The sequence below is a fragment of the Pseudomonas sp. CBC3 genome, assembly GCF_037967085.1.
In the GTDB taxonomy this organism is placed as follows: Bacteria; Pseudomonadota; Gammaproteobacteria; order Pseudomonadales; family Pseudomonadaceae; genus Stutzerimonas.
On the sequence record NZ_JBANEO010000003.1, the window covers coordinates 109,452 to 122,241 of the forward strand.

The window sequence follows — 12,790 nt, forward strand, 5'->3', positions numbered from 1 at the left end:
TTTTCGAACTGCGCTACGGAGATCGCAATGGCCTTTACCATCGAAGTCGAAGAGTGGGTCGGCAGCGTCTGGCACCGTTTCATCACCCGCCGCGCCAGTCCCGATTTTCCCGAGGCGTGCGTCGAGCTGGAGAGCATGCAGCGGCCACTGTCGGTGCTGTTCCGTGCCATGGGCGGCGCCAGCGGTATCGGTGTCGAAGCGGCCAATGCGCGCGACATGATGCTGCGCCGCAATCTGCTGCAACAGGTCGCCGGCACCTGCAAGCAACTGCCGGTCGCCTGGTGCGACGCGAGCAATCTGCGCCTGCCGCAACGCCTTGCGGTCTATCCGGAAGTTTCACTCAATCAGGATCTCTATCGCTGGCTGGCGCTGCTCGCAGCGCAGGCGGGCGAGATGCGCCATTGGGCGCGTGACAACCAGCGCTGGACCCAATCGATTCTCCAGCGCTTCCCTGCCATGCGGCCACGCTACGAGCGGTTGGTCGAGGCACATCTTCAGCTGCGTCCCGATCCGGCCACGCTGCCGCGCGCCGAAGCCGCGCTGGAGCGCGCGCTGTGCCAGGCGCTGCGCGAGCCGGGCAGTGTCGAGCAGTTTCCACGCAGCGAAGTGGCACCCTGGCCGCTGCCAATGTGGCTGTACCCGGCAGAAAACCTTGGTGTGCCGCAAGCCACCGAGCTGGCCGAAGAGGATCAGGACAACACCCTGCAAGCCCCACCCACTGAGCAGAACGGCATGCGCAAACGCGCCAAGCGGGTCGAGGAAACGACCGGCAAGGGCGGTTTGATGTTGTTCCGCCTGGAGAATCTGTTCAGCTGGTCCGAGCACGTCGAGCTGGACCGCCAGGGCGACGACAGCGAAAACGAGGATGCCTCGCGCGTCGCCGAGGACCTCGATGAAATCGCCATGTCTCGCCAGCGCATGCGCAAGGGCGGTGGTCTCAAGCTGCACCTCGATTTGCCGCCGTCGGATGTGGACGACATTCCGCTGGGCGAAGGCATCAAGCTGCCGGAGTGGGACTATCGCAAGCAGCGCCTGCAGGAGGATTTCGTCAGCCTGCAGATGATGCTGCCGCGCGGCTCCGAACCCAAGGGCCTGCCGCTGCGGCTGAGCCCGCTGGCGCGCAAGCTGCGACGGCAATTCGAGCACCTGCGTAACGATCGGCAGTGGCTGCGCGGCCAGCCGCAGGGTTCCGAGCTGGACATGCAGGCCTGGCTGGATTTCCACGTCGAGCGCCAGCATGGCCAGTGCGCCGAGCGTGGGCTATTCATGGAACAGCGGCAGAATCGGCGGGACCTGGCCTGTCTGCTGTTGGCGGATTTGTCGATGTCCACCGACGCGCACCTGGATGACGAGCACAAGGTGATCGATGTCATCACCGACAGCTTGTTGTTGTTCGGCGAAGCGCTGTCGGCGGTCGGCGATGAGTTCGCGCTGTACGGCTTCTCCTCGCTACGCCGCCAGCAGGTGCGCATGCAGGAATTGAAAAGCTTCCGCCAGCGTTATGACGATGAAACGCGCGGTCGCATCCAGGCGCTCAAGCCCGGCTATTACACTCGAATGGGCGCGGCGATCCGCCAGGCCACCGAGCTGCTCGGCAACTGCAAGCAGCGGCGCAAGCTGCTGTTGCTGGTGACCGATGGCAAGCCCAACGACCTTGACCTGTACGAAGGCCGCTACGGCGTCGAAGACACCCGAGAAGCGGTGCTCGAAGCCCGGCGCCAAGGCCTGCTGCCGTTTTGTATCACCATCGACCAGGAGGCCGGCGATTACCTGCCCTACATGTTCGGCGCCAACGGCTACACCCTGATCAAAGAACCGCAACAACTGCCGTTCCGCCTGCCGCAGCTGTACAAGCAGTTGACGAAGGGGTGATAGAGAGCTGGAAGTGTTGCGTGGAATTGGTGGGCTAAAGCCCACCCTACCGGATCGTGCGGAGTGGTCCCGTAGGGTGGGCTTCAGCCCACCAGCCTGTTCAACGGGCGGCGCTCCGCTTCAGCCCACCATCCCCGCTTCCGGCCGCTAGAAAAGATGCCGCGGCAACCAGACGATCATCGCTGCGCAGAATACGGTGAGTCCGATACAAAACCAGAAAAACTTGCGTTGGCGCCGTTCGCCAGCGGTATCGGCGTGGGCGGGGAGGGGCATGCCGCAGTGGCTGCACTCGGCTTCTTTCGGTGGGTTGGGCTGCTGGCAGTACAGGCACAGGGGCATGGCGGTGTCCTCGTTACGTCGGGTCCAGCTTGCCACGCGTGGCGGTCGATTGAGGTTGACCGCAATCAACCGCCTGTCAAAGCCGCTGGCGCTGGGCTGAACGGCGCCGAGCGCAGCCTCCGATCACTCGAACTGTTCGAGACGCTGGGGGGCGAGAATGGTGATCTGACGGCCGTCCTGGGTGATGATCCCTTCGTCGATCAGGCGGCGAATGATCCGTGAAAAGGTTTCCGGCTGGATCGACAGGTGGCCGGCGATCAGCTGCTTGGCCATCGGCAGCTCGAAGCTGTTGCCGTCGCCCTTCAGCCGCGCCAGCTGGGTCATCAGGTAGCGCACCACGCGGTGGGTGGCGTTCTTCAGTGACAGCGTTTCAATCTCGTTGATGCGCTGATGCAGCCGCACGCTCAGCTTGCCGAGCAGGGCGAAGGACAGCTTCTGGTTCGCCTCCAGCAGGCGCATGTAGGCCGTGTTGGAGAACCGATAGACCTGGCTCGGGCAAACGGCCTGGGCCGAGGCGACGTAGTTGGGCGTGTCCATCAGCATCATCGCTTCGGCAAAGGTCTGGCGATTGCCGATCACCTCGAAGACCTTCTCCTGGCCGTCCGGGGTCAGGCGGTAGATCTTGATCGCGCCGGAAATCACGAAGTAGAACGAGTGAGCCGGTTCGCCCTGATGAAAGAGGTTGTCGCCCTTGTCGAGATTGAGCAGCTGGCTGGCGCTCATGAGCTCGTCCATCTGCTGATCGTTCAGCGGTTCGAACAGGTGGTGGCTACGGAGAATCTGGTTGTGTACGCGATGAAGCACCATGCAAGGCATCCTGTTTTCTAATAGTTGGCCATCCGCAACCTGCCTGCTTGAGGTGGTAACGCGGCGCTGATTCGGTACTGAGCCTAGCGCAGCCGTTTGGCTCGAGTATTGATGCAGGCCTGTGCCAGGTTGAATGGCGCTGGCGCTGCATCGGATCGTTTCAATGATCGGCTGTTGTCGATTCGCTCCAATGCGGCGCGGCGAACACGTCGGGGTAGCGGTGCAGCGTAGCCAGAACGAGCTGCGCGCCCTGCTCCTGCTCGGCAGGTTCGGCCAGCGCCTTGGCGCCCTTGAGCAAATCGGCCAGTAGACCATGCAGGGCGGCATCGGCTTGCTCGGTCAGCTCGCAGTGGGCGATCAGGAAGGAGACGTTGTCTTCAACCGCCGTCTGCAGCTGCTTCGCCGCCCGCGCGTCGATGGATGCCGAACCGTCCGGCAGTGCGACATTCACCGCTTCACGCAGCTGCGTCATGCCTTTGCGCAAGGCGGCGTCGGTCGGCCATTGCTGATCGTTGATGGACGGTGCCGCCGCTGAGTGCCCGTCATGGCCGTGATGGTTGGGAGCAGCGGCTTGTGCGCTGTCGACGACCAGATCGAGTGCCACGCCGCTGGCCAGTGCCAGCATCGACGCCATCGCCACGCCCCATGCCAAAGGTTGGATAACTGCTTTCATATCAGTGCGCCGCTGCGTTGACGAACAGGATGTTGTTTTCCAGATGGATGTGCTGCATCAGGTCGTTGCGTAGCTCCTCCAGCCCGCGATAGAGCGCACACCAGGTGTTGCAGGCGTTCGCCGGCAGGGTGATGTCGTGGGTCAGCTCGGCCAGGCGCTCCAGGGCGGCACCGTGCTGATCGTGCTCGTAGCGCATCACGGCGATCGGGCCCTGGGTTTGCGGCAACTGGATATTGCGTCGCAGCATCGGAAAGAGGATCTGCTCTTCCTTGAGCATGTGGCTTTCGAGTTCCTGCTGCATGGTCCACAGGTGCTCGGCCAGGCCGATCGGGCAGTCGGCCTTGTTGCCATGCACCTGCTCGACGCGGTTGGCCAGCCGAATCAATTCGGGAAACTGTTCGCGATGGCGCTCATGGAAGCGTTCGAGGACATGATCGATGAGGGTGCTGGCCGGCTCGCTCCGCCAATCCGGCTCGGCTGTCGGAGCGCTTTGCAGTGCGGCGAGTTCGCCGGCAATCGCCTCTGCATCAAGGCTGCGCTGCTGGGCTGCGTCGCGCAGTGGGGTATTGCCGCCGCAGCAGAAATCCAGCTTGTACTGGCGAAACACGCGCGTGGCGCCAGGAATGAGGCAGGCCAAGGTGCCCAGGGTTTGCTCGGTAAGCGCAGTCGTCATGGCGATGTTCCGTGTGGGTTGGCTGGATTAGGTTGACGGGACTAGCGCAAGCCTTGTGCCATGACGCAACTCATTGATTTTTAAGTTGAAAAAATCCGTGCTGGTGAAAATGACCTGAGCGGTTTACGGTTTAAAAAACCTTGAGGGTATTTGTAACCATGATGGAAGAAGCGCTGCTGGCCGACCTCGTTACCGAATTGCCGAACGCCGTTCGCCTGCAACGACTGGTGCATACGCTGCATGAGCGCTTTCGCTGTGGCGCGGTGGTGTTGCTGCGCCTCGACGAGGACACGCTGCGTCCGCTGGCGGCGGTGGGGCTGGTGCAGGAGGCCCTTGGCCGGCGCTTCGTCGTAGCCCAGCATCCGCGGCTCGCCGCCATTCTTTCGCAGCGCGAACCCGCTTGGTTCGAACCCGACAGTCGATTACCCGACCCCTACGATGGCCTGCTCGACGAGCATGTCGGCGAACCCTTGCCAGTGCACGACTGCATGGGTGTCAGCCTGTTCGTGGAAGGCAAGCTGTGGGGCGCGCTGACCCTCGATGCGCTGCACGCCGGCACCTTTGATGATGAGGCGCGGCGTGACCTGCAGCGTTACACCCTAGTGATTGAGGCGGCGATCCGCATCACTCGGCTGGAGCACGAGAATCGCGGTCTGCGCCTGTCCCGTAGCGATGTGCTGGAAACCACCCAGGTGCCGGGCGACGGTGAAATTCTCGGGCAGAGCCAGGTGATCGCCGAGTTGCTGCGCGAGCTGGAAGTGGTCGCCGACTCCGAACTGCCGGTGTTGCTGCTGGGCGAGACCGGCGTCGGCAAGGAGCTGTTCGCCCGCTGGTTGCATCGCCATTCGCGGCGTCGGAACAAGCCGCTGGTGCTGGTCAATTGCGCGGCATTGCCCGAATCGCTGGCCGAAAGCGAGCTGTTCGGCCATGTAAAAGGCGCGTTTTCCGGTGCGACCACCGATCGTCCTGGACGTTTCGACGCAGCCAACGGCGGGACTTTGCTGCTCGACGAAGTGGGCGAATTGCCGCTGATCGTTCAGGCCAAGCTGTTGCGCACCTTGCAGAATGGTGAGATTCAGCGGCTCGGCGCCGACAAGCCGCGTCAGGTCGATGTGCGGATCATCGCCGCGACCAACCGCAACCTGCGCGAGAGCGTGCGTGACGGGCACTTCCGCGCCGACCTCTATCATCGCTTGTCGGTCTATCCGGCGCCGATTCCGCCCCTGCGCGAGCGCGGCAACGATGTGCTGATCCTGGCCGGTTACTTCCTCGAACTGAATCGCGCGCGGCTGGGCCTGCGCAGCATGCGTCTGTCTCCGGCCGCGGAACGCGCGCTGCTGGGCTATGCCTGGCCGGGCAACGTGCGTGAACTGGAGCACGTGATCAGCCGCGCGGCGCTGCGGCTACTAAGTCGTGGCGCCTCGCGCAGCGAAATTCTCACGCTGGAGCCCGACCTGCTCGATCTGGACAGCACCAACTCCGCCTCGCTTGCGCCAGTTGCCGAAGCTCAACCGGCGCCAACGGAAGCCGAAATCGTCTCGCTGCGCGAAGCGGTCGATAACGCCCAGCGCCAGGCGATCGTGCGAGCACTGGAAGCCAGCGGCGAGAACTGGGCGCAGGCGGCTCGGTTGCTCGATGTCGATTCCAGCAACCTGCACAAGCTGGCAAGGCGACTGAAACTGAAGTAGCCGCCGGGCACGGGTTGGACCAAGGGCTGCGCACGCGTCGGACGCGTGCCGCCAATCGGCGCGAGTCGTCCCGATTGCCTGGTGGTCTAAGCTCCAGACCATTACCCATTGAGGAGATTTCCATGGCCCTGGACCATGACCAGTTCGACGCGTTGCTGACCGAGGCCCTGGCCCATGCGGAACGTGCAGCCAGCGAGAACAACCCGCAGCATTATCAACAGGCCTTCATCGCCAGCCTCCAGGCCATGCGGTTGTTGGCCGAAGAATCGGGTGCCTGGCGGCAAATGGTCGCGCGCGCCACGGAGGAGTTCGAAGGCGACGAGGGAATATAGAGGCCCGAGGCTGGACGGTCGTGCTCTTGCACTTGCGCCCTGATCACGCCCGCTCCTACGGTCAGCCGTAGGGTGAGTGCAACCCGCCATGCAGGGCTGAAGTCCCTACCTTTAGAGCTACAGATGCGCCATAGCTCACTGGTGGGCTGAAGCGGAACGCCACCCGGCCCACCCTACGAGTTGGAAGCTTGACGTTGCCTTTGTAGGGTGGGCTTTAGCCCACCGGCGGTGTAACGGCGGAATAAATTCCGCCTACGAAGCGCATGTCTCGACAGCCTTGTAGGGTGGGCTTTAGCCCACCGGTGGCGCTCAATATGTCGACGAATCATCCGCACTGCCGCGCCGCGGCTACCTTGACCTTCATCAATGCCGACCTTCGGTCGTCTACCTAGACTGCCGGCTTTCCGTCCTCCCTGGACGGGCGCCGTTGCCGCCGGCACGGCGCGCATGTATCCGAATGTCTAGGAGTTGCCATGCACCTGGTCTGCCCGGCAGGAAGCCTGCCCGCGCTGAAGGCCGCCGTCCAGCAGGGCGCCGATGCCATCTATGTCGGTTTTCGAGACGACACCAACGCCCGCCATTTCGCCGGACTCAATCTGGATGAGAAGCAGCTCGACAAGGGTCTGCAGCTGATCCGCGAAAAGCGCCGCCAGCTCTACGTCGCCGTCAACACCTATGCCCAGCCGGAGGGCTGGTCGCGCTGGCAGCGCGCGGTGGACCAGGCCGCTGACATGGGCGTCGATGCGCTGATCGCCGCCGACCCCGGCGTGCTGGGCTATGCCGCCAAGCGCCATCCGCAGCTCAACCTGCATCTCTCGGTTCAGGGCTCGGCGACCAACGCGGCGGCGCTGGCCTTTTACCAACAGCGCTACAACATCAAGCGCGCCGTACTGCCACGGGTTTTGTCGCTCAAGCAGGTCAAGCAGGTCGCGGCCAGCAGCCCGGTGCCGATCGAGGTCTTCGCCTTCGGCAGTCTGTGCATCATGGCCGAAGGACGCTGCCATCTGTCCTCCTACCTCACCGGCGAGTCGCCGAACCTGTGCGGGGTCTGCTCGCCAGCCAAGGCGGTGCGCTGGAGCGAGGAGCCCGAAGGGCTGACCTCGCGCCTGAACAACGTCCTCATCGATCGCTACGCCGAAGGCGAATCGGCCGGCTACCCGACGCTGTGCAAGGGCCGCTTCATGGTCAACGGCGAGCGCTTCCACGCGCTGGAAGAGCCCACCAGCCTGAACACCCTCGACCTGATTCCGGAGCTGGCCAGCATCGGTGTCACCGCGATGAAAATCGAAGGCCGCCAGCGCAGCCCGGCCTATGTCGAACAGGTGACTCGCGTCTGGCGTGCGGCACTGGATGCCTATCTACAGGCGCCGCAGCGTTATGCCGTCCAGCCGGGCTGGCGCGAGGTGCTCGATGGCTTGTCCGAGGGTTCGCAAACGACGCTCGGCGCCTACCACCGGGCCTGGCAATGAACGAGGAGCCAACCATGAAACTCAGCCTCGGCCCCGTGCTGTTTTACTGGGATCGCCAGCGCACGCTGGAATTTTATGCCGATATGGCCAGCGCGACGCTGGATGTCATCTACCTGGGCGAGACCGTCTGCTCCAAGCGCCGCGACATGGGGCTGGACGACTGGATCGGGCTGGCGCGCGAGCTGGCGCAGCAATCAACGGCGCAACTGGTGCTGTCCGGCCTGACGCTGGTCGAGGCGGCATCCGAGCTGTCCAGCCTGCGCCGGCTCTGCGATAACGGCGAGCTGCTGGTGGAGGCCAACGACTTGGGCGCCGTGCATTACCTCTCCGAGAAACGCCTGCCTTTTGTCGGTGGTCCGGCATTGAATCTCTACAACGGCCATGCCCTGGCCGAGCTGGTCAGGAGCGGCATGCAACGCTGGGTGCCGCCGGTGGAAATCTCCGGGGCGATGATCAGGGCTGCGCGCGCGCAGCTGGCGCAGCTCGACGTGCCGGTTCCGGAAATCGAAATCTTCGCCTACGGCCATCTTCCGCTGGCCTACTCGGCGCGCTGCTTCACCGCCCGCGCGGAAAACCGGCCGAAGGATGACTGCCAGTTCTGCTGCCAGAACTACCCCGAAGGCATTCCCTTGCTGAGCCAGGAGGGCGAGGCGCTGTTCACCATCAACGGTATCCAGACCATGTCGGCGTCGGTCAGCAATCTACTGGCGGACTATCCGGCATTGGTGGAAAGCGGCGCTGACCTGTTGCGTCTGAGCCCGCGTGCTTCGGGTATGACCGAGGTGATCACGGCCTTCGATGCGGTGCGCAAGGGTGGGCTGCCACCGTTGGCCGTCGACGGCTGCAATGGCTACTGGCACGGCCAGCCAGGGATGCTGCGCGCAGAGGAGGCCGGACTATGCTGAAGCCGCGCGCGCACCTGTTGAAACTGGGCGAGCACCTACTGCCGCTGGCCGCACGCACGCCATTTCTGCTGCAGCGCTTGGCACTGGAACGCAGCCTCAACCAGGTCTTCGCCGAGCCGCTGGCCGAGGGCGCCTTCGAAGCGCTGGAAGGTCACTGGATGCGTCTGGAGGTCGTCGACCTCAAGCTGGCCTGGTGCCTGACCTGCGACCGACAGAAGCTGCGCATCGCCGAACAGGCGCCGGTGCAGGTCACCATTCGCGGCAACTGGCGGGAGTTCTTGCTGCTGGCCAGCCGTCAGGAAGATCCGGACACGCTGTTCTTCCGCCGCCGGCTGGTGATCGAGGGCGATACCGAGCTGGGGCTGGCGATCAAGAACCTGATCGACAGCCAGGACCCGGACATGCTGCCGCCCTGGCTGTGGAAAATTCTGCAGGGTGCCGGAGAAGAAGTGGCACAGGCGGGTCGGGCGCAGCCTGCGGGCTTCTGCTGAGTACTGCGCCGCTCCTGCAGCGGCGCAGAGGTGGGGAATGGCTAGACCGAGTACAACCGTGGCCGCGGCTTCATGCGGTCGCTGGCGATGATGTTGCACATGTCCTCGAACAGCGCATCGGCTTCTGACTCGGAGCAGTCTTCACGATAGCGCTTGCGCAGGCCGTAGCTGCTGAGGGTGATATGCACATCGGCGATAACGTCGTGCTGCGCCAGACAGGCGCGCGCGCAGTGCAGCGGGCAGCCGTCGATGGCCAGAATCGGTCGGCCCGAGTTGGCCTTGTTGACCAGCGAACTGACCCGCCCGCCGACACCGGCAATGCATGACATCTCAGCCAGCCCGGCACGGTCGAGGCGCACCGCGAGGGTGTTGGCCAGCTGCGCCACGTTGGAACAGCCCGAGCAGGAATAGACCAGTGGAAGTGGCGGCGTCGACATGGCGTTCTCCAGTTCGGTAAGACGATTGTCAGTATCGCGGCCGGGGCGGCTGGCGCCTTTGACGATCATCAAGAAGCTGAGGCGATCGGTCGCAGGTCACTCTTGATAGGCGGCCAGGCCCTGGCTGTCGAGAATCTCGATGCGCCGGCGCTGCACGCTGATCATTCCCGACTCGATCAAGCGGTGCAGGATGCGCGAAAAGGTTTCCGGCTGGATGCCCAGCTTGGATGCGATCAGGCGCTTGGGCACGTCGAGCGTGACGACGCCGCTGTCATCTTCCTGCGACTGGTAGAGAAAGCGCACCACGCGATGGCTGGCATTAGCCAGCGTCAGGGTGTCGATCTCGTTCATGCGCTGGTGCAGGCGGATGCTCAGGGTGGCGAGGATGTCGAGGCAGATGCTGGGGTGTTCTTCCAGCATGCGGCGGTAATGCTGGCCGTGCAGGCTGGCGACCAGGCTGGCCTTGAGCGCCGTGGCACTGACCGGGTAGTTCGGCGTGCCGGTGAACAGCAGCGCTTCGGCGAAGGATTCACCGCCGCGGATGACTTCCACCAGCTTTTCCTGGCCATCGCACACCACGCGATGCAGCTTCACCTGACCACTGAACAGAAAGTAGAAGCGCTCGGCCTTGTCGCCCTGGTGAAACAGCGAGACGCCGGCCGGCAGCCGCTTGAGATTGGCCGAAGCACAAACCTCCTGCAGAGCCGCCTCGGGTAGGCGGCTGAACAAGTGGTGGCGGCGAAGCTCCGCAACAAGTGTCGTTTCGCTGAGCATGGTTCCTCCACCGGCACGCGTCTGGGGTTGTTAGAGGTTGCATCCTATGAGTCCGGGTAATGGACCTTCCTTGATCACGGACAAGATCCCCAGCCGGGAGCGATCCCTCGGCTTTCGAAAACAGCTTGGGCGAATTGACGACGGTCAATTCGCTTCTGACCCCAAGCCTCTACATTCCACATCATCTTGTATTCACGTCTTTGTTTTTAACTAGATATGGTGTGGAGGCGTAATGCCTGGGGTTGACGAGAAGAATCGCCCCGTCTCGCTACGCAAGCGTGACGGGCGGCTGGTGACGTTCGAACTGGACAAGATCGGTGCGGCGATCGCGGCGGCGGGTCTCGCCACTGGTGAGTTCGATCAGGCCACTGCGCGGCTGCTGGCCGCCGAGGTGCTGGCGCGATTGCCGCAGCGCGTGGTGGAAGTGGAACAGGCGCAGGACGCCGTCGAGCACGTGCTGATGGAAGCGGGGCATTACGCCACGGCGCGCGCGTACATCGTCTATCGCGAGCGGCATGGGCGTCTGCGGCGCGACCGCAAGGCCATCGTCGATGTCGCCTCCTCGATGAACGAGTACCTCTCCCGCGAGGACTGGCGGGTGCGCGCCAATGCCAACCAGGGCTATTCGCTGGGTGGGCTGATTCTCAACGTGTCCGGCAAGGTCACCGCCAACTACTGGCTGGACGAGGTTTACAGTCCCGAGATCGGCACCGCACATCGCGAGGGCGACCTGCACATCCACGACCTCGACATGCTTGCCGGCTACTGCGCCGGCTGGTCGCTGCGCACCCTGCTCAACGAGGGTTTCAACGGTATTCCCGGTCGGGTCGAGGCGGGGCCGCCGAAGCATCTGTCCAGCGCGCTGGGGCAGATGGTCAATTTCCTCGGCACGCTGCAGAACGAGTGGGCTGGCGCACAGGCGTTCAGCTCCTTCGATACCTATCTGGCGCCTTTCGTGCGCAAGGACAACCTGAGCTACGGCGAGATTCGCCAGGCCATCCAGGAGTTCATCTACAACCTCAACGTGCCGTCGCGCTGGGGTACGCAGACGCCCTTCACCAACCTGACCTTCGATTGGGTCTGCCCGGAGGATCTGCGCGAGCAGGTTCCCTATATCGGCGGTGAGGAAATGCCCTTCGCCTATGGCGACCTGCAGGCCGAGATGGAGCTGATCAACCGCGCCTACATAGAGGTCATGCAGGCCGGCGACGGTCTGGGCCGGGTGTTCACCTTCCCGATCCCGACCTACAACATCACCCACGGCTTTCCCTGGGACAGCGAAAACGCCGACCGCCTGTTCGAGATGACGGCGCGCTACGGCTTGCCGTACTTCCAGAACTTCCTCAACTCGGACATGCAGCCCAACCAGGTGCGTTCCATGTGCTGCCGCCTGCAGCTTGACGTGCGCGAGCTGCTCAAACGTGGCGGCGGGCTGTTCGGCTCCGCAGAGCAGACCGGCTCGCTCGGCGTGGTGACCATCAACTGCGCGCGCCTGGGCTACCTGCATCAGGGCGATCGCCGCGGCTTGTACGAACACCTCGATGCGCTGCTGGAAATGGCCAAGGAAAGCCTCGAGGTCAAGCGCAAGGTCATCCAGCATCACATGGATGCCGGGCTCTATCCCTATACCAAGCGCTACCTGGGCACGCTGCGCAATCACTTCTCCACCATCGGCGTGAACGGGCTGCACGAGATGGTGCGCAACTTCGCTGAAGACGCCGAAGGCCTGCAAACGCCGGCCGGCCGTGCCCTGGCCATCGAGCTGCTGGACCGTGTGCGGGCGGTACTGGTGCGCTTCCAGGAAGAAACCGGCCACCTCTACAACCTGGAGGCGACACCGGCGGAAGGCACTACCTACCGATTCGCCAAGGAAGACCGCAAGCGCTTTCCGAACATCCTCCAGGCCGGCACGGCCGAGGCGCCGTATTACACCAATTCCTCGCAGCTGCCGGTGGGCTTCACCGACGATCCGTTCGAGGCGCTGCAACTGCAGGACGAACTGCAGACCAAGTACACCGGCGGCACCGTGTTGCATCTGTACATGGCCGAACAGATTTCATCCGCCCAGGCCTGCAAGAACCTGGTGCGCAAGGCGCTTGGGCGTTTCCGTCTGCCTTATCTCACGATTACCCCGACATTCTCCATCTGCCCGGTGCACGGCTACCTGAGCGGCGAGCATGAGTTCTGTCCCAAGTGCGACGAGGTGCTGCTGGCCAACGCGTCGGCGGATTGCGGCTGCACGGCGTGAATGTGTAGGAGCAAGGCGGGGCGTCCCTCAAAGAGGGTTTCTACGCTCCTGCGTGGGAGCCTGCAGCAGGACGCTCCGCGTG

General features: G+C 63.6%; 13 protein-coding genes. 7 read left to right on the forward strand and 6 right to left on the reverse strand.

The features are described from left to right. The first annotated feature begins 27 nt into the window (after positions 1-27). On the forward strand, positions 28-1,872 hold the full coding sequence (locus tag V6943_RS12985; protein ID WP_340553867.1) for a nitric oxide reductase activation protein NorD: 1,845 nt from the start codon (positions 28-30) through the stop codon (positions 1,870-1,872). 147 nt (positions 1,873-2,019) lie between these two features. Here V6943_RS12985 and V6943_RS12990 read toward each other — a convergent pair whose 3' ends face one another. The 4 genes from V6943_RS12990 to ytfE all read right to left on the reverse strand — a co-directional run bounded on the left by V6943_RS12990 (position 2,020) and on the right by ytfE (position 4,364). Beyond that, on the reverse strand, positions 2,020-2,211 hold the full coding sequence (locus V6943_RS12990) for a DnrP protein (protein WP_131650848.1): 192 nt from the start codon (positions 2,209-2,211) through the stop codon (positions 2,020-2,022). A gap of 123 nt (positions 2,212-2,334) precedes the next feature. Beyond that, on the reverse strand, positions 2,335-3,018 hold the full coding sequence (locus tag V6943_RS12995; protein WP_340553869.1) for a Crp/Fnr family transcriptional regulator: 684 nt from the start codon (positions 3,016-3,018) through the stop codon (positions 2,335-2,337). A 160-nt stretch (positions 3,019-3,178) separates the two neighbouring features. Next, the gene (locus V6943_RS13000; RefSeq protein ID WP_340553871.1) at positions 3,179-3,691 is read right to left on the reverse strand and encodes a DnrO protein; all 513 of its coding nucleotides are present in this window, start codon (positions 3,689-3,691) and stop codon (positions 3,179-3,181) included. 1 nt (position 3,692) lies between these two features. Beyond that, positions 3,693-4,364 carry an iron-sulfur cluster repair protein YtfE gene (gene ytfE / locus V6943_RS13005; protein WP_340553872.1) on the reverse strand — a complete coding sequence of 224 codons (672 nt, stop codon included), beginning with the start codon at positions 4,362-4,364 and terminating at the stop codon, positions 3,693-3,695. 158 nt (positions 4,365-4,522) lie between these two features. Between ytfE and norR the strand changes: the two genes are divergently transcribed. The 5 genes from norR (at position 4,523) to ubiT (ending at position 9,249) form a co-directional block, all read left to right on the forward strand. After that, complete coding sequence (gene norR, locus V6943_RS13010) at positions 4,523-6,052, forward strand: nitric oxide reductase transcriptional regulator NorR (RefSeq protein WP_340553874.1); 1,530 nt, start codon at positions 4,523-4,525, stop codon at positions 6,050-6,052. 122 nt (positions 6,053-6,174) lie between these two features. Continuing rightward, positions 6,175-6,384 carry a hypothetical protein gene (locus tag V6943_RS13015; protein WP_131650843.1) on the forward strand — a complete coding sequence of 70 codons (210 nt, stop codon included), beginning with the start codon at positions 6,175-6,177 and terminating at the stop codon, positions 6,382-6,384. 473 nt (positions 6,385-6,857) lie between these two features. After that, a complete protein-coding gene (ubiU, locus tag V6943_RS13020; RefSeq protein ID WP_340553876.1) occupies positions 6,858-7,853 on the forward strand; it encodes a ubiquinone anaerobic biosynthesis protein UbiU in 996 nt (331 codons plus the stop codon). Positions 7,854-7,867: 14 nt separating this feature from the next. After that, positions 7,868-8,758: a U32 family peptidase gene (locus tag V6943_RS13025; RefSeq protein WP_340553877.1), complete on the forward strand. Its 891-nt coding sequence runs from the start codon at positions 7,868-7,870 to the stop codon at positions 8,756-8,758. After that, the gene (ubiT, locus tag V6943_RS13030; protein WP_340553879.1) at positions 8,752-9,249 is read left to right on the forward strand and encodes a ubiquinone anaerobic biosynthesis accessory factor UbiT; all 498 of its coding nucleotides are present in this window, start codon (positions 8,752-8,754) and stop codon (positions 9,247-9,249) included. The genes V6943_RS13025 and ubiT overlap by 7 nt, the downstream gene beginning before the upstream one ends. 41 nt (positions 9,250-9,290) lie before the next feature. On the opposite strand, the gene V6943_RS13035 is transcribed toward ubiT, so the two are convergent. Both V6943_RS13035 and V6943_RS13040 read right to left on the reverse strand, forming a co-directional pair. Continuing rightward, a complete protein-coding gene (locus V6943_RS13035; protein WP_340554699.1) occupies positions 9,291-9,686 on the reverse strand; it encodes a putative zinc-binding protein in 396 nt (131 codons plus the stop codon). 96 nt (positions 9,687-9,782) lie between these two features. Continuing rightward, entirely contained in the window at positions 9,783-10,460 is a 678-nt protein-coding gene (locus V6943_RS13040) for a Crp/Fnr family transcriptional regulator (RefSeq protein ID WP_131650839.1), read from the reverse strand. Positions 10,461-10,692: 232 nt separating this feature from the next. On the opposite strand from V6943_RS13040, the gene V6943_RS13045 reads away from it, so the two are divergent. Further along, positions 10,693-12,708, forward strand: coding sequence for a ribonucleoside triphosphate reductase (locus tag V6943_RS13045; protein WP_340553881.1), 2,016 nt, complete (start codon positions 10,693-10,695; stop codon positions 12,706-12,708). Positions 12,709-12,790: the final 82 nt, after the last annotated feature.